19 protein-coding genes are annotated in these 23,426 nt (G+C 68.6%); 9 read left to right on the top strand and 10 right to left on the bottom strand.

Annotation, left to right across the window (positions count from 1 at the left end; all coding sequences use genetic code 11):
* Positions 1-3 precede the first annotated feature (3 nt).
* The 6 genes from yidC to M5362_RS17355 all read left to right on the top strand — a co-directional run bounded on the left by yidC (position 4) and on the right by M5362_RS17355 (position 5,929).
* Positions 4-1,323 carry a membrane protein insertase YidC gene (gene yidC / locus M5362_RS17330; protein WP_260228448.1) on the top strand — a complete coding sequence of 440 codons (1,320 nt, stop codon included), beginning with the start codon at positions 4-6 and terminating at the stop codon, positions 1,321-1,323.
* A 13-nt stretch (positions 1,324-1,336) separates the two neighbouring features.
* Positions 1,337-1,849, top strand: coding sequence for a R3H domain-containing nucleic acid-binding protein (locus tag M5362_RS17335; RefSeq protein WP_260228449.1), 513 nt, complete (start codon positions 1,337-1,339; stop codon positions 1,847-1,849).
* A 115-nt stretch (positions 1,850-1,964) separates the two neighbouring features.
* Positions 1,965-2,681, top strand: coding sequence for a 16S rRNA (guanine(527)-N(7))-methyltransferase RsmG (rsmG, locus tag M5362_RS17340; protein ID WP_260228450.1), 717 nt, complete (start codon positions 1,965-1,967; stop codon positions 2,679-2,681).
* Positions 2,682-2,970: 289 nt separating this feature from the next.
* On the top strand, positions 2,971-4,047 hold the full coding sequence (locus tag M5362_RS17345; protein WP_260228451.1) for a ParA family protein: 1,077 nt from the start codon (positions 2,971-2,973) through the stop codon (positions 4,045-4,047).
* Positions 4,044-5,147, top strand: a complete 1,104-nt coding sequence (locus tag M5362_RS17350) for a ParB/RepB/Spo0J family partition protein (RefSeq protein ID WP_260228452.1) — start codon at positions 4,044-4,046, stop codon at positions 5,145-5,147. Before M5362_RS17345 ends, M5362_RS17350 begins: the two co-directional genes overlap by 4 nt.
* 164 nt (positions 5,148-5,311) lie before the next feature.
* Positions 5,312-5,929: a GNAT family N-acetyltransferase gene (locus M5362_RS17355; protein WP_260228453.1), complete on the top strand. Its 618-nt coding sequence runs from the start codon at positions 5,312-5,314 to the stop codon at positions 5,927-5,929.
* Positions 5,930-6,009: 80 nt separating this feature from the next.
* On the opposite strand, the gene trxA is transcribed toward M5362_RS17355, so the two are convergent.
* The 7 genes from trxA to M5362_RS17390 form a co-directional block, all read right to left on the bottom strand.
* Positions 6,010-6,345, bottom strand: coding sequence for a thioredoxin (gene trxA, locus M5362_RS17360; protein ID WP_308354881.1), 336 nt, complete (start codon positions 6,343-6,345; stop codon positions 6,010-6,012).
* Positions 6,346-6,390: 45 nt separating this feature from the next.
* Complete coding sequence (trxB, locus tag M5362_RS17365) at positions 6,391-7,356, bottom strand: thioredoxin-disulfide reductase (protein WP_260228454.1); 966 nt, start codon at positions 7,354-7,356, stop codon at positions 6,391-6,393.
* A gap of 126 nt (positions 7,357-7,482) precedes the next feature.
* Entirely contained in the window at positions 7,483-8,397 is a 915-nt protein-coding gene (locus M5362_RS17370; protein ID WP_260228455.1) for a zf-HC2 domain-containing protein, read from the bottom strand.
* Positions 8,394-9,098, bottom strand: coding sequence for an RNA polymerase sigma factor SigM (gene sigM, locus M5362_RS17375; RefSeq protein ID WP_260228456.1), 705 nt, complete (start codon positions 9,096-9,098; stop codon positions 8,394-8,396). The genes M5362_RS17370 and sigM overlap by 4 nt, the downstream gene beginning before the upstream one ends.
* A gap of 25 nt (positions 9,099-9,123) precedes the next feature.
* Positions 9,124-10,833, bottom strand: a complete 1,710-nt coding sequence (locus M5362_RS17380) for a protein kinase family protein (protein ID WP_260228457.1) — start codon at positions 10,831-10,833, stop codon at positions 9,124-9,126.
* A gap of 118 nt (positions 10,834-10,951) precedes the next feature.
* A complete protein-coding gene (gene murJ, locus M5362_RS17385) occupies positions 10,952-13,159 on the bottom strand; it encodes a murein biosynthesis integral membrane protein MurJ (protein WP_260228458.1) in 2,208 nt (735 codons plus the stop codon).
* A gap of 45 nt (positions 13,160-13,204) precedes the next feature.
* Positions 13,205-15,523, bottom strand: coding sequence for a DUF6049 family protein (locus M5362_RS17390; protein ID WP_260228459.1), 2,319 nt, complete (start codon positions 15,521-15,523; stop codon positions 13,205-13,207).
* 183 nt (positions 15,524-15,706) lie between these two features.
* Here M5362_RS17390 and M5362_RS17395 point away from each other — a divergent pair, with 183 nt between their 5' ends.
* Complete coding sequence (locus M5362_RS17395; protein ID WP_260228460.1) at positions 15,707-17,149, top strand: CCA tRNA nucleotidyltransferase; 1,443 nt, start codon at positions 15,707-15,709, stop codon at positions 17,147-17,149.
* A gap of 73 nt (positions 17,150-17,222) precedes the next feature.
* On the opposite strand, the gene M5362_RS17400 is transcribed toward M5362_RS17395, so the two are convergent.
* From M5362_RS17400 to M5362_RS17410, 3 genes are all read right to left on the bottom strand, one after another.
* On the bottom strand, positions 17,223-18,482 hold the full coding sequence (locus M5362_RS17400; protein WP_260228461.1) for an MFS transporter: 1,260 nt from the start codon (positions 18,480-18,482) through the stop codon (positions 17,223-17,225).
* A gap of 77 nt (positions 18,483-18,559) precedes the next feature.
* Complete coding sequence (locus M5362_RS17405) at positions 18,560-19,642, bottom strand: inositol-3-phosphate synthase (protein ID WP_260228462.1); 1,083 nt, start codon at positions 19,640-19,642, stop codon at positions 18,560-18,562.
* A 48-nt stretch (positions 19,643-19,690) separates the two neighbouring features.
* Positions 19,691-20,368: a PadR family transcriptional regulator gene (locus M5362_RS17410; protein WP_260228463.1), complete on the bottom strand. Its 678-nt coding sequence runs from the start codon at positions 20,366-20,368 to the stop codon at positions 19,691-19,693.
* 531 nt (positions 20,369-20,899) lie between these two features.
* Between M5362_RS17410 and M5362_RS33170 the strand changes: the two genes are divergently transcribed.
* Both M5362_RS33170 and M5362_RS17420 read left to right on the top strand, forming a co-directional pair.
* A complete protein-coding gene (locus M5362_RS33170) occupies positions 20,900-21,070 on the top strand; it encodes a hypothetical protein (RefSeq protein WP_260228464.1) in 171 nt (56 codons plus the stop codon).
* The gene (locus M5362_RS17420) at positions 21,067-23,424 is read left to right on the top strand and encodes a transglycosylase domain-containing protein (RefSeq protein WP_260228465.1); all 2,358 of its coding nucleotides are present in this window, start codon (positions 21,067-21,069) and stop codon (positions 23,422-23,424) included. The genes M5362_RS33170 and M5362_RS17420 overlap by 4 nt, the downstream gene beginning before the upstream one ends.
* The last annotated feature ends 2 nt before the right edge of the window (positions 23,425-23,426 follow it).

A 23,426-nucleotide genomic window follows, 5' to 3' on the forward strand; every position in this document is an offset into this window, starting at 1 on the left:
TTAGTGGACACGATTGCCAATTTTTTCAGCTTCATCACCACACCTGTCTCATGGGTGATCGTCCAGTTCCACAAGCTGTACGGGGCGATCTTCGGCCCTGACACGGGCTGGGCCTGGGGCCTGTCGATCGTGTCCCTCGTGGTGCTGATCCGTATCTGTCTGATCCCGCTCTTCGTGAAGCAGATCAAGTCGACGCGGAACATGCAGGCGCTCCAGCCGAAGATGAAGGCGATCCAGGAGCGCTACAAGAGCGACAAGCAGCGTCAGTCCGAAGAGATGATGAAGCTGTACAAGGAGACGGGTACCAACCCGCTCTCCTCGTGCCTGCCCATCCTGGCGCAGTCGCCGTTCTTCTTCGCTCTGTACGCGGTGCTCTCCCACATCGCCGAGGGCAAGACGATCGGTGTCATCAACCAGTCGCTGCTGGACAGCGCCCGTCAGGCGCACATCTTCGGCGCTCCGCTGGCGTCCACCTTCACGGACAGCGCCGCCGAGGTCGCCGCTCTCGACGCATCGCTGACCTCGGTCCGCATCGTCACCGCGGTCATGATCGTCATGATGTCGGCCTCGCAGTTCTACACGCAGCGCCAGCTGATGATGAAGAACGTCGACCTCTCGGTGAAGACCCCGTACATGCAGCAGCAGAAGATGCTCATGTACATCTTCCCGCTGATCTTCGCCGTCATGGGCATCAACTTCCCCGTCGGTGTCCTCGTCTACTGGCTGACCACCAACGTGTGGACCATGGGCCAGCAGATGTACGTGATCAGCCAGAACCCCACCCCGGGCAGCAAGGCCCAGGACGCCTACCTCCAGCGACTGCTGAAGAGCGTGTCGTCCCACGGTGAGGTCCGCGGCCGCCGCCGGAAGAACGTGGTCAAGGCGATCGTCGCCAAGGGGGGCGACCGCAACGAGAACGAGCGTCGCTTCTTCGTGGGCCTCTCCAAGGCCGGCTTCGCCGCCCAGGCCGACGGCACCGTGATCAAGGGCGAGACCGTCGCCGCCGAGGTCGAGGGCGGTGCCGCGGCCAAGCGTCAGCAGCCCAAGCGGCAGACCAAGGCCCAGCGTCAGGCAGCTGCCCAGCACGCCACTGCCAAGGGCGCCGAGGAGGCCGAGGACTCCGATGACGCCGCCGGCTCCGGTGATGCCGCCGAGCAGCCCACCACGTCGCTGGAGAAGAAGCCGCAGGACGCGGCCAAGGACTCGGCCCAGGGCGACAAGCCCGGGCGTCCGAGCCGGGCCAACTCCGGTGGTTCCCGTCAGGCCAAGTCCGGTCAGCGCAAGGGCCAGCAGCGCCCGAAGCACCCGTCGTCCAAGAAGTAGAAGGAGTCCATCCGTGACGGAAGGCACCACCTCCGCCGCCGCCGCTGAGGGTGGCGACACCCTGACCCGCCTGGAGCAGGAGGGCGAGATCGCGGCCGACTACCTCGAAGGTCTGCTCGACATCGCCGACCTGGACGGCGACATCGACATGGACGTCGAGGCGGACCGGGCCGCGGTCTCGATCATCAGCGACTCGGACCGTGAACTGCAGAAGCTCGTGGGTCGCGACGGTGAGGTTCTGGAAGCGCTCCAGGAGCTGACCCGGCTGGCCGTGCACCGGGAGACCGGTGACCGCAGCCGGCTGATGCTGGACATCGCCGGGTTCCGCGCCCAGAAGCGTTCCGAGCTCGCAGAGATCGGCGCCAAGGCCGCGTCCGAGGTGAAGTCGACGGGTGCGCCGGTCAAGCTGGACCCGATGACGCCGTTCGAGCGCAAGGTCGTGCACGACGCGGTTGCCGCCGCCGGTCTGCGCAGCGAGTCCGAGGGCGAGGAGCCGCAGCGCTTCGTCGTCGTGCTCCCTGCCTGACCTCTCTCGCAGTGTCGGCCCCGTCTGCTCGCAGGCGGGGCCGATCTTGTCAGCCTGATAGCCAGCCACCACAGTGCGCTCGCACCTTCGTGTGCGGTGCGGAAGGACGGTTCCCGTGACGGAGGCAGCGGAGCTCCCCCCTGCGCCCGAACAGGCGCGGACGGTATTCGGTGAGTACTTCCCGGAGGCCGTCCGGTACGCGGAGCTCCTCGCGGACGCGGGTGTGAAGCGAGGGCTGATCGGCCCGCGTGAGGTTCCCCGTCTGTGGGAGCGGCACCTGCTGAACTGCGCGGTGCTCTCCGAGGTGGTGCCCGAGGGCGTCACCGTGTGCGATGTCGGCTCGGGGGCCGGGCTGCCGGGTATCCCGCTGGCTCTGGTGCGCCCGGATCTGAAGATCACGCTCCTTGAGCCGCTGCTCCGTCGTACGAACTTCCTCCAGGAGGTCGTGGAGCTCCTGGGGCTGGACCATGTGACGGTGGCGCGGGGGCGGGCCGAGGAGATGCTCGGCAAGCTCCCTCCGGTGCATGTCGTGACGGCGCGTGCCGTGGCGCCGCTGGACCGGCTGGCCGGCTGGGGTGTGCCCCTGCTCCGTCCGTACGGGGAGATGCTGGCTCTGAAGGGCGACACGGCGGAGGAGGAGATCGACGGCGCTCGTGCCGCGCTCTCCAAGCTCGGTGTGTTGAACACCACCGTGCTTCAGGTAGGCGAGGGCATCGTGGACCCGCTGTCCACCGTCGTACGGGTGGAGGTCGGGGAGAGCCCGGGCGGTGTGAGGTTCGCCGCGAAGCGGGCCAAGGCTGCCCGACCCAGCAGGACCCGTCGCCGCCGCTGAGCCGTCAGTGCGGCACGCATGAGCCGTCAACCCGGCGCAACTGATCCATAAAAGCTGCCATACGTACGTATTTCGGAGTGTCGAGCGGTCCTGCGTCAGCGGCGAGTGCATCGTGTTTCACGTGAAACGTCGCTCACTGCTGCAGGGGATCATCAGCCGCGGCCGCGCGGCCGCCACGCCCCGGGACCGCAAACCCCTCGCGAAACCACTCGCGAGGGGTACGAGATTGTCCACAGAGGTGGATTCATCCACAGAACCACGGGCCTCGCTGGTTCACGACCCCGAAAGCATGGCAGGCTCTGTCCATCGCGAGCCTGAAGCCGAGGAGAGTGAATCCTTGCGGTCCGACGCCAACATCGCGGGACCGATGACCGAACCGGTCCCCGGTCCCCGAACCGAATCGGCGGGGGAGGATGTTTCACGTGAAACACCGCCCCCGATGGACGACACCCCCATTGGCCGTGCTGCCCAACTGGCAGTCGAGGCCCTGGGGCGTGCCGGCGAGGGTCTTCCCCGGCCTGCCCAGACACGCGTGATGGTGGTGGCAAACCAGAAGGGCGGAGTGGGCAAGACGACCACGACGGTCAATCTTGCTGCTTCCCTGGCGCTGCACGGTGCCCGTGTCCTGGTCATCGACCTCGACCCGCAGGGCAACGCCTCGACCGCCCTGGGTATCGACCACCACGCCGAAGTCCCCTCCATCTATGACGTCCTCGTCGAGAGCAAGCCGCTGTCCGACGTGGTGCAGCCCGTGGGGGACGTCGAAGGTCTCTTCTGTGCCCCTGCCACCATCGATCTCGCCGGTGCGGAGATCGAGCTGGTGTCCCTGGTGGCGCGTGAGAGCCGGCTACAGCGCGCGATCCAGGCGTACGAGCAGCCGCTGGACTACATCCTGATCGACTGCCCGCCCTCGCTCGGCCTGCTCACGGTCAACGCCCTGGTGGCCGGCGCCGAGGTGCTGATCCCGATCCAGTGCGAATACTACGCATTGGAGGGGCTGGGTCAGCTCCTGCGGAACGTGGACCTGGTGCGTGGGCACCTCAACCCGACGCTGCATGTCTCGACGATCCTGCTCACCATGTACGACGGCCGGACGAGGCTTGCCTCGCAGGTTGCCGACGAGGTGCGCAGCCACTTCGGCGAGGAGGTGCTGCGGACAAGCATCCCGAGGTCCGTGCGTATCTCGGAGGCGCCGAGCTACGGACAGACCGTCCTCACATACGACCCGGGCTCCAGTGGTTCGCTGTCGTACCTTGAGGCGGCCCGTGAGATCGCGATGCGGGGCGTGGGTATTCACTACGACCCGCAGCATGCCCACATGGGGCACCAGAACAGCCAGCACAGCATGTCGGAGGGGATCCAGTGAGCGAGCGACGTAGAGGGTTGGGGCGTGGGCTCGGTGCGCTGATCCCCGCTGCTCCCCAGGAGCGGCAGGTGCCTGCTGTCGGTGTGGCGGCGGGGTCCGCCTCTGGCGGGGCTGTCCAGGCGCTGTCCTCGGACCGTGGGGTGGCCGCCGCGAAGGTGGCGACCCTTCCGCAGAGCCCGCAGTCTCCGGACTCCGTGGTGCCGGTGGTCGAGGCCCCCGTGGTGGTGGAGGCGGAGGCTCCCGCCGGAGCGCACTTCGCCGAGCTGCCGCTGGACTTCATCACACCCAACCCGAAGCAGCCGCGTGAGGTCTTCGACGAGGACGCTCTGGCGGAGCTGGTCACCTCCATCAAGGAGGTCGGCCTCCTCCAGCCCGTCGTCGTACGGCAGCTGGGTGCCGAGCGCTACGAACTGATCATGGGTGAGCGTCGCTGGAGGGCGTGCCGTGAGGCCGGCCTGGAGCGGATCCCTGCGATCGTCCGGGCCACGGAGGACGAGAAGCTTCTCCTGGACGCCCTCCTGGAGAACCTTCACCGGGCGCAGCTGAACCCGCTGGAAGAGGCTGCCGCCTACGACCAGCTGCTCAAGGACTTCAACTGCACCCACGACCAGCTGGCCGACCGGATCGGGCGTTCGCGTCCGCAGGTCTCCAACACGCTGCGTCTGCTGCGTCTGTCCCCTCCGGTTCAGCGTCGGGTGGCCGCGGGTGTGCTCTCCGCCGGCCATGCCCGCGCACTGCTCTCGGTGGATGACCCGGAGACGCAGGACAAGCTGGCGTACCGGATCGTGGCCGAGGGGCTCTCGGTGCGTGCGGTCGAGGAGATCGTGACGCTGATGGCCTCCGAGCCCACGGCGGCGACCAAGCCGAAGGGTCCGAGGGCCGGCGGGCGGGTCTCCCCGGCGCTGACGGATCTGGCCTCGCGGCTCTCGGATCGTTTCGAGACCCGGGTGAAGGTCGATCTGGGGCAGAAGAAGGGCAAGATCGTCGTCGAGTTCGCCTCGATGGAGGATCTGGACCGGATCCTGTCGACCCTGGCGCCCGGTGAGGGACGTGTCATGGATCAGGGGAACTCCGAGCAGGACGAGGAAGACGAGGGCTGAGCCCGAGGGCTTCTTTCGCGACCCCAGGGCGGGCCGTGATCCGGTGAGAGCCGGAACACGGTCCGCCCTTTGCCTTCGTGCGGTATCGCCCCGATCGCCCCATCGATACGATTCTGGGAGGGCGTATCCGTGCTGCGATGGCCGTGGGAAGCGAGGGAACAGCCGTGGGGCGTCGGCTCGTGCCGCTCACTCTGGACAACCTTCCGGACCTCCCCCATCGATGTCGCTCCTGTGTGTTCTGGGAGCTCGACCCGGTGAGCGGGGAAGCGGCGATGAAGGCGGGCCGGCCGGAGCTGGAGAAGGAGGCCTGGATCTCCGCGGTGCTGCTGGAGTGGGGGTCCTGCGGGCGCGTGGTCTATGTCGACGAGGTGCCTGTCGGCTTCGTGCTGTACGCCCCTCCCGCGTATGTGCCGCGCTCCATGGCCTTCCCCACGAGTCCGGTCTCCGCGGACGCGGTCCAGTTGATAACGGCCTGGATCATGCCGGGCTATCAGGGCCAGGGCCTCGGCCGGATGATGGTGCAGACCGTCGCCAAGGATCTGCTGCGTCGGGGCTTCAAGGCGATCGAAGCCTTCGGGGATGCGCGGTGGAAGGAGCCGGCCTGTGTGCTGCCGACCGACCATCTCACGGCGGTGGGGTTCAAGACCGTACGGCCGCACCCCGCGTACCCACGGCTGAGGCTGGAGTTGAGGACGACGCTGTCGTGGAAGGAAGACGTGGAGCTCGCCTTGGACCGGCTCCTGGGCGCGGTCCAGAAGGAGCCTGCGCTCAGGCCTCTCTGACAGTTCTTCTCTGACCGTCATGCCGACGGCCCGCCTCCGTGTGGAGGCGGGCCGTTGGTGTTTCACGTGAAACGGGAGCGTCAGGCAGTGGGCGTGACGAACGCGTCGAGGTCGCGGAGGATCGCGGCCTTCGGCTTGGCACCGACGATCGTCTTCACGACCTCGCCGCCCTGGTAGACGTTGAGCGTCGGGATGGACATGACGCCGTACTTGGCGGCCGTGGCCGGGTTCTGGTCGATGTTGAGCTTCACGATCTCGATCTCACCGTGCTCGGCGGCGATCGCCTCCAGCGACGGGGCGATCTGGCGGCACGGACCGCACCACTCGGCCCAGAAGTCCACCAGGACGGGCTTCTCGCTCTTGAGGACGACCTCGTCGAAGTCGGCGTCGGTCACGTTCTTCAGGGTGCCGGCCACGGCAACCTCCCTTAACTTTGCGGGGTGTGAGTGGTGAGGATCGGGTCAGACCGCGGGGGTCTCGGCGAGGTTCTCGATGTCGGTGAGGGCCGCGAGGAAGCGCTCGGCATCGAGGGCGGCGGAGCAGCCGGTGCCCGCGGCGGTGATCGCCTGACGGTAGGTGTGGTCGACGACGTCGCCGGCACCGAAGACACCGGGGACGTTCGTACGTGTCGACGGGGCGGCGACCTTGAGGTAGCCCTCCTCGTCCAGCTCCAGCTGACCCTTGAAGAGTTCCGTGCGCGGGTCGTGGCCCACGGCGATGAACAGGCCGGTCGCCGGCAGTTCGCTGGTCTCGCCCGTCTTGGTGTTGCGCAGGGTCAGAGCGGCGAGCTTCTGGTCTCCGTGGATCTCGGCGACCTCGCTGTCCCAGGCAAACTTGATCTTCGGGTCGGCGAAGGCGCGCTCCTGCATGGCCTTGGAGGCGCGCAGGGAGTCCCGACGGTGGACGATCGTGACGGACTTGGCGAAGCGCGAGAGGAAGGTGGCCTCCTCCATCGCGGTGTCGCCGCCGCCGACGACGGCGATGTCCTGGTCCTTGAAGAAGAACCCGTCGCAGGTGGCGCACCAGGAGACTCCGCGACCGGAGAGCTCGTCCTCCTTGGGGAGACCGAGCTTGCGGTGCTGGGAGCCGGTCGTGACGATGACGGCCTTCGCGCGGTGCACGGTGCCGGCGGTGTCCGTGACGGTCTTGATCTGGCCGGTCAGGTCCACGGCCACGATGTCGTCGGGCACCAGCTCGGCGCCGAAGCGCTCGGCCTGGGCGCGCATGTTGTCCATCAGGTCCGGGCCCATGATGCCGTCGCGGAAGCCGGGGAAGTTCTCCACGTCGGTCGTGTTCATCAGGGCGCCACCAGCGGTGACAGCACCCTCGAAGACCAGCGGCTTCAGCGACGCACGCGCTGTGTAGAGCGCAGCGGTGTAACCCGCGGGCCCGGAGCCGATGATGATCACGTTACGGACGTCGCTCACGGGTTTCTTCCTCGTCTCTGCAGACTGCCTACTGCCTACGGGGCGGTCATGTCGGTGACTCTCACCCCACCCAACGGATCCTACGGGGCGAGCATTCCCGAGAACGCCGCGCGGCACGGCGATGAGTCAGGAGCGAGGGTAGGTCTGGGTCAGCAGAACCTCGGCCTTGGCCTGTCCGGCGGTCTCGGCACAGGAGGCATCCAGGACGTAGGCCTGTACCTGGGCGCTGTCGCCATCCGAGGGCAGGACGAGGAGATAGGCGGGTGTTCCCTGGTACTCGCCCCTGTCGAAGGCGAGAACCGCGTCGGTACGGCCGGTGCCGGCCTTGACGCATTCGGGGAGGGTCTCCGCCGTTCCCCGCTTCGGGGTGTTGCCGCCCTCCGCGTTGAGCGATTCGGGTTGGGTCGCCTTGGGGACCCTGAGGCTGTCTCCTTGAAGCAGTTCCTGGACCTGGGTTTCCACAGGTCGGCCGTCGAACTGCTCGGCGGCGACACCGCTGGCGGCGGTGCCGGTCTTCGTGTCGGCCGATTCGCCTCCGGTCAGCGTCTGCATGCCTCCCTGGGTGAGGAAGAGCGTCATGCCGAGCGCCGCGGCGCCGAAGATCGCGCCCAGAGCGGCGGTCCGGCGACGTCGGGGCTTGGAGCGACCGGGGCCCGTGGCGGCCTGAGCCCGTCCGGCGGGTCGATCCGGAGCCGGTGCGGGCGCCGTGGAGGAGGGTGCGTCGGGGCGGCCGCTCGTTGTTTCACGTGAAACAGGGGTGGCGATGTCGGGGGTGGTGGCGCTCAGCAGCGCTTCGGCGGCCAGGGCGGCATCGATGCGGCCGGCGATGTCGGCGGGCATACGAGGCGGGCCGGGCAGGGTGCCGAGCAGTCCGCGGATCTCCTCCAGGGAGGTCCGTACGTCGGCGCAGAGGGAACAGCCCTCGATGTGCCGGCGCACGGCGGCCGTACGGGACGGCGAGAGCAGCCCCTCGGTCAGGTCGGAGATCTCCGAGACGTCCGGGTGCTGTGCTGTGTCGGCCCTGCCGGTCGTGGAAGTCACGCGCGCCCACCTCCGCCCTTCACAGCAGCTGGACCGTTCGGTCCGGTATCCGTTGGCCCCGACACCGGTGGGACGGATGTCCCCGGCGTCCGGTTCCTTCCCCGGTCGGGGCCTTCGTTACCCACGGTGTCGGCGCGCAGATGGCTGAGCATCGGCTGCAGCCGGGCCCGCCCGCGCGAACAGCGGCTCTTCACCGTTCCGGTCGGCACATCCAGGATGCGGGCGGCCTCTGCCACGGGGTAGCCCTGCATGTCCACGAGGACGAGGGCGGCCCGCTGGTCCGCGGGGAGTGTGGCCAGGGCAGCCAGCAGCTCACGGTGGAGGTCCTGGCGTTCGGCGGGCGCCTCGGCCGACTCGGCGGGTTCGAGGAGCTGCTCGAAGCGGGCAGTGTCGTCCACGGGGGAGGTTTTGCGGGACGCGGCCTTGCGGGCACGGTCCAGGCAGGCGTTCACCGTGATGCGGTGGAGCCAGGTGGTGACGGCCGACTGGCCACGGAAGGTGTGCGCGGCCCGGAACGCGGACACCAAGGCGTCCTGGACGGCGTCAGCGGCCTCCTCGCGGTCCCCCAGCGTCCGCAGCGCCACCGCCCACAGCCGATCGCGGTGGCGCCGCACGAGCTCACCGAAGGCGTCGGGATCGCCGGCGACATGGCGTGCCAGGAGTTCCTGGTCGCTGGTGCCGCCGCCTATGGCTTCGTCCAACGGTGAGCCCCCTCCCCCGATGCCGTCAGCTGGTGATCTTGATTTCCGAGATCTTGCCGCGGTAACCACTACCGCTGCTGGGCAGGTCGGTCAGCCAGACGAGAACGTAGCGCGTCTTCACGGGCTTGTCGGCGGTGAGGGCGACCTGCGTACCGGAGCCCGAGGCCATGGTGGTGTAGGCACCGGGCGCGGCGGGCTGGGACGAGGCGTTCTCGGGCGCTGTCCGCAGCTCCACCTTGGTGTTGCCCTCGAAGGTGACCTCCACCTTCGAGACCTGCTGGACCGTGCCGAGGTCCAGAGCGAGGCCCACGCCTTCCTTCAGCCGTCCGAAGTTCGAGTACCCGTAGTAGATGGACGTCTGCCACGACGTGGAGGGGTTGCCGTCGAAGGCATTCCCTATCTCCGACGGGGTCTCGCTGCCGTCGCCCTGCGGGTCGAAGTCCTGAGCACCGGCGATGGTCACCGGCTTGCCCGTGTCGGGCTGCTTCTCGTCCTCGTTGTCCTGCGGCTGGGTGTTCTGCGGGGTCTCTTTGTTGTTGTCCTGGTCGAGGAGCCGGTCCGCGATCTGCCAGCTGCCGAGGCCGAGGGCGGCGATCAGGAGCGCCGACACGGCCCACTTCAGGACCCTGCCGGTGCGGCTCTCCAGCGGGGCCGGGGGCAGCACGACCACGGGTTGGGTCGCCGGGGCGCCCGGGCGGGTCTGTGGGCGGCCGTAGGTGCCCTGCTGGTAGGTCGTGCGCTGATAGTCGGGCGGGGTGGGGAACTCGGGCTCCGGGGGGCGGATGCGGGGCATCGCCGCCACGGCCTTGGCGAGCTCGTCCGGGGTGGTGCAGGGCGGCTCCTGGCGCGAGGCGGTGGCCCCGTCGTTGGCCAGGGCGCGCATGGCGATCTCGGAGAGGCCGCGGTGGACGCCCGCCCGTACCTGGTCGGGCGGGAGCAGGCCGACGCCCTTGGGGAGGCCGGAGAGCCCGTATGCGTCGCTGTCGTACGGCCAGCGCTGGGTCAGCGACGCGTAGAGCAGGGCGCCGATCGCCTCGGTGTCGGTTCGCTGGGGGCGCTCGGCGGTGATGCCCCGCAGCGCGGCGTTCACGGCCAGGCCGCGGATCCGGTATTGCCCCGTCGAGCTGCGCAGTACGGCGCTGGGGGTGAGCCGGAGGTGGGCCAGGCCTTCGCGGTGCGCGGCGGCCATGGCCTGGGAGACCTGGCTGACGAGCTGGTAGGCGTCGTGCGGCTCCAGCGGCCCGGCGGCGAGCAGAGCCGTCAGTTCGGTGGAGTCCGGAAGCCACTCGTGTACGACGTACACGAGGTCGTTCTCCTCGACGGCGTCGAGGACCTGGACGAACCGCGGGTCGCCGAGGAGCGCCGCGGAGCGGGCCGCCGCGAGAACCGAACGGGCTCGTGGGTGGTCGGCCGGCAGCAGATGGACGCCGACGGCACGACGAAGCTTCTCGTCGACGGCACGCCAACTGCTGAAACCGTCCAGACGAGTGACGCACTCCTCCAGGCGGTAGCGCCTGGCCAACTTGTGGCCGCTGTGCAGTTCGGGAGTCTCGATGGAGGGCTGTTCGCCGTTCTGCCGCTGTGCGGCCTTGTCCTCTGTGACCTCGACGGACTTCTCCGTCGTGTCCTGCGCTTCCGCCACCCCGTCGGTCGCGGCCTTCTCCGCCTTGGCGGTCAGCGGGTCGTCACCGCTGTTGTCGGCCACGTCGACGGCAGCCGTGCTACGTTCCGCCACCGTCGTTCCTGCCTCCCCATCCGTTGCGCCACATCCAACAGCCAAGCCAATTGTGCCCACAGTCGGCCGCTATGCACGACACGCGGCGGCCGACGATGGTTGTGCGAGAGCTGTCTGCCTATCGTCCCAGGCGTCCACGGACCATACCGACCATGGAGTTCAGCTCCTCGATCCGCATGCGCTTGGCCGCTACGAAGAAGACGCCGAGCAGGACCGCACCGCCGATCAGCAGGGCCACGAGCGAGCCCAGAGCGCCTTCGCCGAGGAGCTTCAACAGGCCGAAGCCGACGGCGCCGGCCACGACCGCGGCGGGCAGCGAGGCGAGGCAGAGACGGGCGTAGGTCCGCATGATGTGGGCGCCGTCCAGGTCGCCGCCGAGCCGGTTGCGCAGGCGCCGCCAGGCGACGCCGACGCCGACGGCGTAGGCCAGACCGTAGGAGGCGGCCATGCCGACGACGGCCCACTGGGCGGGGAGCACGAAGTAACAGGCCGCCGAGGCGGCCGCGTTGACGGCGGCGACGATGACCGTGTTGTAGAAGGGCGTCCGGGTGTCCTCGTAGGCGTAGAAACCGCGCAGCACCACGTACTGGACCGAGTACGGGATGAGGCCGAGACTGAAGGCCATCAGGATGAAGCCCATGCCCTGGGCGGCCTGGACGCCGCTGGAGGCGTAGAGCAGGGTGCACATCGGGACGCCGAGCGCCAGGAAGGCGAAGGCGACCGGGACGATCGCGACGGCGGAGTTCCGCAGACCGTGCGAGATGTCGTCGCGGACGGCGCCGGGGTCGTCGTCGTGGGCGGCGCGGGAGATGCGGGGCAGTAGGGCGGCCATGACCGAGACGGTGATGATGGCCTGCGGCATGCCCCAGATCAGCTGGGCGTTGGAGTACGCGAGGAAGCCCGCGCCGTTCTTGCCGGACGCCTCACCCGCCGCGGTGGCGAGCTGGGTCACGACCAGCACGCCCGCCTGGTTGGCGAGGACGAACAGCACGGTCCACTTGGCCAGTTTGACCGTCTTGCCGAGGCCGTGGCCCTTCCAGTCGAAGCGCGGGCGGAAGCGGAAGCCCGTCTCGCGGAGGTAGGGGATCATCGCCAGCGCCTGGACGACCAGGCCGAGCAGGGTACCGATGCCGAGCAGGCGGATGCCGTCCTCGGGGATCGTCTGCACTCCCATGTGGGATTCGGCGGAGGTGCCGTAGACCCAGATGAACAGTCCGAACGTGACGATCATGACGATGTTGTTGAGGACCGGGGTCCACATCATCGCGCCGAACTTGCCCCGTGCGTTGAGGATCTGACCCATCACCACATGGACACCCATGAAGAAGATCGTGGGCAGGCAGTAGCGGGCGAAGGTCACGGCGACGCTGTTGGCCGCGGCGTCGTCGGCGATGGTGTTGGACATCAGCCGGATCAGCAGCGGGGCGGCGAAGACGGCGACGACCACGATCGCGCCGAGCGCCACCATGACCAGGGTCAGCAGCCGGTTGGCGTAGGCCTCGCCGCCGTCCTCGTCGTTCTTCATCGAGCGGACGAGCTGGGGCACGAAGACCGAGTTGAGGCCGCCGCCGACGGTGAGGATGTAGATCATCGTCGGCAGGGTGTACGCGATGGTGAAGGTGTCACCGAGCAGGGCGGCGCCGAGTGCTCCGGTGATCACCAGGCTGCGGACGAAGCCGGTGAGGCGGGAGACCAGGGTGCCGGCCGCCATCACCGCGCTGGACTTCAGGAGCCCGGAGGCGCGGCCTGGCTTCTTCGGTGCGGGGGCGGGCATCGGATTCGGCTCCGGAGCGGGCGGGGGCACCTGGCCGGGCGTCTGCTGGTCCCGGTAGAGGTGGGCAAAGGCATCCGGCTCGGGCTGCGCGTCGCCGGCCCGGGTCACGAGGTCGTCCACGCCGGTGAACTGGACCGTGCGGGGGTCGTCGCCGTAGGGCAGATGGCGCGAGGGGCCGTCCGGCTCGGGCGCCGGGGTCTGTGCCCACACCCGGGGGTCGGGGGCGTGCTGGGGCGCCGCGGGCTGCTGGTAGAGCGGCTGCGGTTCCTGGTAGGTGCCCGGAGGGGGCGGCGGGTGCGCGGCGCGGTCGTAGAGCGCCTCGGTCACCGGGTCCTGCGCGGACAGGTCCCGCGCCTGGTAGGGGTCGTGGGTGTAGGCGTCCTGGACGTAGGGGTCCTGGGCGTACTGGTCCTGGGCGTACGGGTCCGAGGCGGGATGCTGCGGCGACGGAGCCGGCGTCTCGCCGGGTCCCGGGGTCGCCGCGGGCGTTCCACCGGACGGCTCGGTGCCGCCCAGCCCTTGGCCGCGGTCACCGTCGTACGGCGCGTTCATGGTTACCCCACCTCATCGTCCCCGGCCGACCGGCCACGACATCGCTCAACGGTCCACTTTCTCACCCGCGCCGGACGGGTCGCCGCTTTCGGGACCGGTGTCCGGTGTCGGGTCACTCGGCTGCTCGGAATCGCCGGCTTCCGCGGCCTCCGCTTCGGCGTTTCTGGCGGCCGCGCGCTTGCGCTGGGTGTACATGCGGGCGCCCGCGAGGACGAGGAGCAGCACGCCGCCGGCGATGACGAGCATCACGGTCGGAGTGATCTCGGAGACCTTCACGGTGAAGGTCATCGGCTTTCCGTACGGTGTGCCGTCCGTGGTGAACAGCTGGGCCGTCATCGGCACCGGACCGTTGGCGTTGGCCGAGGCGGTGAACTTCACGGACTGGCTGTGACCGGCGGCGATCTTGACCGGGAGTTCGGCGACGTCGTCGTCGCCGTTGAGCTTCAGGCGGGTCTTGTTGCCGGAGGTCAGCCTCAGCACGAGGTCGTCCACACCCTGCAGCAGCTTGTTCTGGACAGTCACCGGGATGGTGGCGCTGCGCCCGGAGAGCGTGAGGTCCGACTTCTCGACCAGCTGTACCTCTCGGGTGAGGCTCTGGAGGTACTGGTGCACCGTGATCCGGTACAGCGAGGCGGCGGGGGCCTGGCCGCGCCAGGAGGTGGACATCTCGCGGCTGATCGCGTTGCCGAACGGGGTCACGACGCGGTCGGCCTGGGTGAGGACGACCTTGAAGTCGTCCAGGTCGGCGCGGGTGTCCTTCATGTCCCGGAACGCTTCGACCGGAAGCTCCTGCTTGCGCAGCTGCCGGGGGTAGCGGGAGGCGCTCGGAACTTTGGTGGAGGCCTCCGGGTCCGGCTTCACGGCGGAGGCCGCGGTCAGATCGAGGGGCTGCGTCCAGCGCTGGGCCGACAGCCCACGGAGCCCGTCCGCCATGGACTGTGCCTGTGACGCGGTCGGCACCCGCTGCGGGGCGACCACGATGCTGCGCTGACGGTCGGGCTGCTCCAGAGTGACCGCGAGCGTCTGGGCCAGGAACTCCTGGACGGCGAGGGTCGAGTTCCCGGCGGGGAGCATGTCGCCCTCGAAGGCCGTGGAGAGGTAGGCGTCGCTCACGACGGCTGTCGTGCCGCCGCCGATGGGGCGTGCCGCCGTCGGTGTGTACGGGAGGTCGTCCCGGAAGCTGTCGCTGCGAGCGATCACCTTGTGGGCGCCGGCCGACGTCGCGACATCCATGATCGAGGGGTCGACGGCCCCGTCCACAGGCCAGGAGAAGTCGGTGGACGGCTTCACGTGGAGGATGGTCTCCACGGTCGTCCCGGCCAGCTCCGTGGCCGGCTGGAGGTGGCTCAGCGAGCCGGGGACGTCCTTGCCCCGGTGGGCGAGGGAGGCGATGTCCGGGTCGGCGAACGGCAGGGCGACGACCTTGCGTCCGACCACGGCCTTCTGCAGCGAGTCCATCCACCGCTTGGCGACGGTCTGCTTCGTGCCGGGCACCGTGCCCGTGCCGTCCTTAACCTGGTAGCTCTTCGTCATGGCGTCGACGGTGGCCAGCAGGTCCGGGTCGATCACCCAGGTGATGGGGAGCTCCTTGCCCAGTGTGACCATCTGGTCCAGACGTCCGCCGGGGGCGAGCTCGGCGGCCAGGTCGTCGTTCTCGAAGACCGGTGTCTGCTGGTCGTCGGTGCCGGTCTCGGCCGAGACATGGGCGGAGGAGATCAGCGGCCAGAGGTAGGTGAGCTGGGTCTTCTTCTCCGTCGCCTCGGGCTGGTACGGCAGGAAGGTCCGCTCGATCCCCAGCACCCGCTTCCCGGGCTGGGAGGAGGTCTGGCCGGAGAGGGAGACGCCGAGCTGGTAGACGCCCTCGTCGTCGAGCCCGAGCTTGTCGACGGGGACGGAGAGCCGGAACTCCTGGCTGAACCCGGCCGCCAGCCGGGGGACCTTGACCGTGTACTGGCCGCCGAGGGGGGAGGGGTCGCTGCCGGGCCGGAAGCCGGTGCGGCCGGAGACCTGCTCGATCTCGCTCCGGCTCGTCATCCGGGGGCCGACCCTGACGTCCACCGTGGCATCCGTCACGGTCTGCTTGCCCTGGTTGGTCACCGTCCCGGAGAGCGTGACCGTGTCACCTTCCACCGGAGCGGTCGGCGTGAGGGTGTCGAGAGACACATCCACGGTGCGTGATCCGGTGGCGTTTCCGGCGGTGACGGCGGAGGTTTCCACGGTGCCCGCGGCGACGGCCGAGGGTGCCACCGCGCCCTGCAGGAGCCCGGCGATCAGCGGCGCCCCGGCAAGGAGGGACGCCGTGCGCCGCAGCCATCGGCGGGCAGGTGAGGGAAGGGTCCCCTGGATGTCTGCCGCCTCGGCCACGCGTTCGCCCGTCCTCGTCGTAATCACTGGTGCAGGTGGTTCCCCGGTTGCTGTGTCCAGGCATGGTAACGAGGCACGCTGGGAGCAAGTGCCGGGGACTGCTCCAGCTGATGGGGACAGGACGGGCGTCCCACGGGAAAACGGGGAAGCTGCCGCGGGTCGGGGCACGTACCCTTTTCTGTTGTGCCGAACGCCAACGAAGACACCCCGACTGCACTGAGCCAGGTGCAACGCCGCGCGGTCAGTGAACTACTGCGCGTATCCCCTGTCGCCGACGACCTCGCCGTCCGTTTCCAGGACGCGGGGTTCAGCCTCGCGCTGGTCGGCGGCTCGGTACGGGACGCGTTGCTCGGACGGCTCGGCAACGACCTCGACTTCACGACCGATGCGCGGCCCGAGGACGTTCTGAAGATCGTCCGCCCGTGGGCCGACGCGGTCTGGGAGGTCGGGATCGCCTTCGGCACGGTCGGCTGCCAGAAGGCCGGCTACCAGATCGAGGTGACGACGTACCGCTCCGAGGCGTACGACCGCACGTCGCGGAAGCCGGAGGTCTCCTACGGCGACTCCATCGAGGAGGACCTCGTCCGGCGTGACTTCACCGTCAACGCCATGGCCGTGGCTCTGCCGGAGAAGGAGTTCATCGACCCGCACGGCGGCCTCGACGACCTTGCCGCACGTGAGCTGCGCACCCCCGGGACGCCGGAGGAGTCGTTCTCCGACGACCCGCTGCGGATGATGCGGGCCGCGCGCTTCGCGGCCCAGCTCGACTTCGAGGTAGCCCCCGAGGTCGTCACGGCGATGACGGAGATGTCCGGCCGTCTGGAGATCGTCTCCGCCGAGCGGGTCCGGGAGGAGTTCAACAAGCTGCTGCTCTCCGCCCACCCCCGTAAGGGGCTCGGCCTGCTCGTCGACACGGGCCTGGCCGACCATGTGCTGCCTGAGCTGCCGGCGCTGCGGCTCGAGAGCGACGAGCATCACCGGCACAAGGATGTCTACGAGCACTCCCTGACCGTCCTGGACCAGGCGATCGACCTGGAGGAGGACGGGCCGGACCTCGTGCTGCGCCTCGCCGCGCTGCTGCACGACATCGGCAAGCCGCGCACGCGGCGCTTCGAGAAGGACGGCCGGGTCTCCTTCCACCACCACGAGGTGGTCGGCGCGAAGATGACCAAGAAGCGCATGACGGCGCTGAAGTACTCGAACGAGATGATCAAGGACGTTTCGCGTCTCGTGGAGCTGCATCTGCGCTTCCACGGCTACGGGACCGGGGAGTGGACCGATTCTGCCGTGCGCCGCTACGTGCGCGACGCGGGGCCTCTGCTGTCGCGGCTGCACAAGCTGACCCGCTCGGACTGCACCACGCGGAACAAGCGCAAGGCAGGCGCTCTCTCGCGTGCCTATGACGGGCTGGAAGAGAGGATCGCCCAGCTCCAGGAGCAGGAGGAGCTGGACTCGATCCGGCCCGATCTGGACGGCAACCAGATCCAGGAAATCCTCGGCATCCGTCCCGGGCCGGCGGTCGGGCAGGCGTACAAGTTCCTGCTGGAGCTGCGCCTGGAGAACGGACCGATGGAGCACGAGGCGGCTGTCGCGGCCCTCAAGGAGTGGTGGGCGACCCAGGAGTGAGCCGGAGCGATCCATGTTTCACGTGAAACATCGACGCACGGCATGAGGGAGGGGTGATGTTTCACGTGAAACATCACCCCTTCTGCTGTCGCGTCCCCAGCATCAACGCGATCGAGGCGTAGGCGACGGCGACCATCACGACGAGGGGGACGGATCGGCCGTCGGGCGGCAGCATCACTGCCGCGACCGCGGCCGCGCCCACGAAGGCGACGTTGAAGAGCGTGTCGTAGAGCGCGAAGATCCGGCCGCGGTAGGCGTCGTCCACGGATGTCTGGACGACCGTGTCCGTCGCGATCTTGACGCCCTGGGTGACGAGCCCGAGGAGGAAGGCCGCGACCAGCAGAGGAGCCTGGGCGAAGGGCAGCCCCAGTGCGGGCTCCAGAACGGCTGCCGAACCCGCGCACGCGGTCATCCAGCCGAAGGCGCCGAGCCGCCCGATCGCCCAGGGAGAGATGACGGCGGCCGCGAAGAAACCGGCTCCGGAGATGGCGACGGCGAGCCCGAGCAGCGCGAGCCCCTCCGACTCCGTCGAGCTCCAGGTGTAGCGGCAGAGCATGAGCACGGTCACCGTGAGGGCGCCGTAGCAGAAGCGCATCAGAGTCACCGCGGCCAGTGCGTGGACCGCGGGCCGCCGCTCGGCCAGATGGCGCAGTCCGGCCACGAGACCCCGGGCTGTGGAAGCGAGCGCGGTGCGAAGCCGGGGCTGGATCTCGCCCGGATCCGGGCCGAGGAGCTGTCGGGACATGCGCAGTGAGGCGAGGGCGGAGCAGAGGTAGAGAAGGGCGCCGAGCAGCACGACGGCGGCGTCGGAGTCCTCGGACAGGAGCCGCACGCCGAAGGCCAGGCCCCCGCCCGCGGTCGCGGCCACCGTGCCGGCGGTCGGGGAGAGGGAATTGGCGACGACCAGCCGCTCCGCGTCGACCACCCGTGGCAGTGCGGCCGAGAGGCCTGCGAGGACGAAGCGATTGACGGCCGTGACCGACAGGGCGGAGGCATAGAAGAGCCAGTCCGGTACGGAGGCCAGCATCAGAACGGCCGTGCCGGAGGCGAGGAGGGCCCGCAGCAGATTCCCGTAGAGGAAGATCTGGCGTCGCTGCCAGCGGTCCAGGAGCACGCCCGCGAAGGGGCCGACGAGAGAGTACGGGAGGAGCAGCACGGCCATGGCGGAGGCGATGGCCGCGGGGGAGGTCTCCTTCTCGGGGGAGAAGACGACGTACGTGGCAAGCGCCACCTGGTAGACGCCGTCGGCGCACTGGGAGAGCAGACGGACGGCGAGGAGGCGGCGGAAGTTCGTCAGGCGCAGGAGTACGCGCAGATCACGTACGACGGGCATGGCAGCAAGACTCACATACGACGAGGGCCCCCGGGCGAAAGACCGGGGACCCTCGATCGACGGAGTGGATCAGCGACTCAGCGCTCGACCTCGCCCTTGATGAACTTCTCGACGTTGGCGAAGGCCTCGTCGTCGAAGTACTGCACCGGCGGGGACTTCATGAAGTAGGAAGACGCGGAGAGGATCGGGCCGCCGATGCCGCGGTCCTTGGCGATCTTCGCGGCGCGCAGCGCGTCGATGATGACGCCGGCCGAGTTCGGGGAGTCCCACACCTCGAGCTTGTATTCCAGGTTCAGCGGAACGTCACCGAAGGCGCGGCCCTCGAGGCGGACGTACGCCCACTTGCGGTCGTCCAGCCAGGCCACGTAGTCCGACGGGCCGATGTGGACGTTCTTCTCGCCCAGCTCGCGGTCGGGGATCTGCGAGGTGACGGCCTGGGTCTTCGAGATCTTCTTCGACTCGAGGCGGTCGCGCTCGAGCATGTTCTTGAAGTCCATGTTGCCGCCGACGTTGAGCTGCATGGTGCGCTCAAGACGGACACCGCGGTCCTCGAACAGCTTCGCCATCACACGGTGCGTGATGGTGGCGCCGACCTGGGACTTGATGTCGTCACCGACGATCGGGACACCGGCCTCGGTGAACTTGTCCGCCCACTCCTTGGTGCCGGCGATGAAGACCGGAAGGGCGTTGACGAAGGCGACCTTGGCGTCGATGGCGCACTGGGCGTAGAACTTCGCGGCGGCCTCGGAGCCCACGGGCAGGTAGCAGACGAGAACGTCGACCTGCTGGTCCTTGAGGACCTGGACGACGTCCACGGGAGCCTCGGTGGACTCCTCGATGGTCTGGCGGTAGTACTTGCCCAGGCCGTCGAGGGTGTGGCCGCGCTGGACCGTGACGCCCGTGTTCGGGACGTCGCAGATCTTGATGGTGTTGTTCTCGCTGGCGCCGATGGCGTCGGAGAGGTCGAGGCCGACCTTCTTCGCGTCGACGTCGAAGGCGGCGACGAACTCGACGTCACCGACGTGGTAGTCGCCGAACTGGACGTGCATCAGGCCGGGCACCTTGGCCGCCGGGTCGGCGTCCTTGTAGTACTCGACGCCCTGTACCAGCGAGGCGGCGCAGTTGCCCACGCCGACGATGGCTACGCGAACCGAACCCATTCCGGTTGCTCCCTGTGTGATCGTGGAAGCCCTGCGGGGTGCAGGGATTCACTTGGCGGTGTCGTCGGACGGATCCGGCCGGGTACTGCCCCCGTGCCGGGGCAGGCCGCCCGTTTCTCCAGAATCGTTGTCGTGCTGAGCGGGGGCGTCGGGGGATCGCTGATCCCGTCCCGCCCTCTCGCTCTCGATGAGCTCGTTCAGCCAGCGCACTTCGCGCTCCACGGACTCCATTCCGTGGCGCTGCAGCTCAAGCGTGTAGTCGTCGAGGCGCTCACGCGTGCGGGCCAGAGAGGCGCGCATCTTCTCCAGGCGCTCCTCCAGCCGGCTGCGACGGCCTTCCAGCACCCGCATCCGTACCTCGCGCTCGGTCTGACCGAAGAAGGCGAAGCGGGCGGCGAAGTGCTCGTCCTCCCAGGTGTCCGGGCCGGTGTGGGAGAGGAGCTCTTCGAAGTGCTCCTTACCTTCGGCCGTCAACCGGTAGACGATCTTGGCGCGGCGTCCTGCGAGTGAAGCGGCGAGCGCGTCCTCGGGGGCGCTGCCCGGCTCTTCGATCAACCAGCCGCTGGCGACCAGCGTCTTGAGGCAGGGATAGAGGGTCCCGTAGCTGAAGGCCCGGAAGATGCCGAGGGAGGTGTTGAGCCGCTTCCGCAGCTCGTACCCGTGCATCGGCGCTTCGCGGAGCAGTCCGAGGACGGCGAACTCGAGGATTCCCGAGCGCCTGCTCATCCGTCGCCTCCTCCGCTGTCGGGGTCCTTATGCCGTGCTGATGTATCGACTCGATACATCAGCACGATAGAACGGCGGATCTGCTGCGACAAGTGTGGCCACGGTGACCGGCGTCACATCGTCAATTCACAGCAAACGAGTTGCCTGATTTGGGGTGAACTTCGGCTCTAGGTGGGTTTTGGCCGTGCGTAGTCTGTGCGGCATGCAGACCACCGGGAACCGAGCGACGCCGCAAGGCGTCAGTGATCCGGGTGATCGGCTGCGGTACGGAGGGGCCTTTGGTGAGGTCCGGACGTACGCATTTCGGGGGGACCGGAACTCAACTGCCGCTTCCAGGCGTACGCGCCTGCCCGAGGAGTAGTCGTTCGATGAGCGAGCATCGTCGCAAAATGCCGCAGTCGCAGCCGCCGAGTGGCGGCCGCGCGGCGGCCCGGCGCGCTGCCCAGCAGCCCATGGGCCGCCGGTCGGCCCAGGGACGGGATGTCAGTACCGGCTCCCCTTCGTCTGGGTACGGAGAGGAGCCCACCTACGGTGGACGGGCCGAGGCCCGTCGTGCCGCACAGCGTGGAGGCCGTCGGCGCGCACCCGACGGTGGCGCGGGCGGCCACGGCGGTGGCCGGCGCGGTGGCGGAGGCGGCGGACAGGGCGGTGGCCCGGGCCGTGGCCGCGGGGGCGGTCGCCCGCCGGGCAGAAAGCGCATGATCGACTACCCGCGCCACGACAAGTACGGCTGGCGCCGCTGGGTGCCGTCGTGGAAGCTCGTCACGGGTACCTTCCTCGGGTTCGTCGCCCTCCTGATGGGCGGCGCGACGATCGCGTACTCCCAGGTGGTCATTCCCAAGGTGGATGAAGCCGCCACCGCGCAGAACAACGTTTACTACTGGTCCGACGGCTCCCAGATGGCCGCGACCGGTGGTGAGGTCAACCGGCAGCTCGTGGGGATCGCGGAGATCCCGACCGCGATGCAGAACGCGGTGATCTCCGCCGAGAACAAGACCTTCGAGGAAGACTCCGGTATCGACCCGATGGGCATCGCCCGCGCCGTGTGGAACATGGCGAAGGGCGGCCAGACGCAGGGTGGCTCGACCATCACCCAGCAGTACGTGAAGAACAGCCTCCTCAACGACCAGTCGCAGACCCTGTCGCGCAAGGTCAAGGAGCTCTTCATCTCCATCAAGGTCGGTACCGAGATGGACAAGCCCGAGATCATGGAGGGCTACCTGAACACCGCGTACTACGGGCGCGGTGCCTACGGCATCCAGGCGGCGGCCCGGACGTACTTCGGCAAGGACTCCAGCAAACTCAACCCGAGTGAGTGCGCCTTCCTCGCCTCGCTCCTCAAGGGTGCGACCTACTACGACCCGGCAGGGTCCACGGAGATCGACCCCCGGGCGACGCCCCAGGCGAACCTGGGGCGGGCCACGGAGCGCTGGGAGTGGATCCTCGACGAGATGGTCAAGGACGGCCACCTCGAGCCGACGGAGCGGGCGAAGTACCCGACCTTCCCCAAGGTGCAGCCGCCGAAGAAGAACGCGCAGCTGACGGGTCAGATCGGCTACCTGGTGAGCACGGCCAAGGCCAACTTCGTCAACAACTACCCGGGGATGGACGAGAAGAAGCTCGCCGAGGGCGGCTTCGAGATCCACACGACCTTCGACAAGAAGAAGGTCAAGGCGCTCGAGGACTCCATCAAGAAGGTCTACGACGAGCACATCGATCCGAAGAAGCGGCCGAAGGAGGACACGCACGTCCAGTTCGGCGGCGCCTCGGTCGACCCCAAGACGGGTGCGATCGTCGCCATCTACGGCGGTGCCGACGCCACCAAGCACTTCACCAACAACGCCGACCAGACCGGTGCGCAGGTCGGATCGACGTTCAAGCCGTTCGTGCTGGCCGCGGCCATGCAGTACGGCGTGCGTGACCCGAGAGACCCTTCCATCCGCACGATCGTCGACCCGAACAAGAGCCGCTACAACGGCAAGAACAAGCTGCGGATCAAGAACTACGACGGCACGGTGTGGCACAACGAGAACGGCGAGGAGTGGCTGCAGGTCAACGACGATGACGCGAGCTACGGCCCCATGAGCCTGCGCGAGGCGATGATCCGCTCCGCCAACTCGCCCTATGTGCAGCTCGGCATGGACATCGGCATCGACGAGGTCCGCCAGACGGCCGTCAAGGCCGGTCTGCGCGAGGGTTCGCTGGTCAAGGCCAATGTGCCCTCGTTCTCCCTCGGCATCTCCGACCCGAGCGCCATCCGGATGGCCGGCGCGTACGCGACCTTCGCGAACAACGGCGAGCGCAACGAGCCGTTCTCCGTCAAGGAGGTGAAGGAGAAGGGCCAGGTCATCTACAAGCACGAGGCGAAGACCGAGCAGGCGTTCTCCTCGGCGATCGCCAGCAACGTGACCGACGTCCTGCGTGATGTCGTGGAGGACCCGAAGGGCACCGGCCGGAAGGCCGCCATCCCCGGCCGTGACGTGGCCGGCAAGACCGGTACCACCGACGGCAACAACTCCGCTTGGTTCGTGGGATACACGCCCAACCTGTCGACCGCGATCGACATGTACCGCTTCGACGACGACGAGACCAAGAAGGGTCGCAAGTTCCTGTCGATGTTCGGCACGGGTGCCCAGCCCAAGATCCACGGTTCGTCCTTCCCCTCGCAGATCTGGAAGGACTACATGACCGACGCGCTGAAGGGCATGAAGGCCGAGTCGTTCCCCGAGCCTGAGGACCTGGACGCGGAGGCCGTCTTCGGCGGCGGCGCGCCCAGCCCCACCCCGACGCCGACGGAGACCCCGTCGCAGACGCCGTCGGCGACCGTGACTCCCTCGCAGACGCCGTCGCGGACGCCCAGCAGCACGCCCGACCCTGGCAAGACCTGTGACGTGTGGGACTGGCCGTGCGAAGGCAACGGGGGCCAGAACGGCGGTAACGACGGCGGACCGAGCGGAACACCGTCGACACCGACGACTCCGACGACACCCACACCGACGGATACCGAGACCGGCAGACCCAATGGCGGTGGGAACGGCTGGCTGGGCAGCGACTGACC

It is taken from the genome of Streptomyces sp. Je 1-79 (genome assembly GCF_025195125.1).
In the GTDB taxonomy this organism is placed as follows: Bacteria; Actinomycetota; Actinomycetes; order Streptomycetales; family Streptomycetaceae; genus Streptomyces.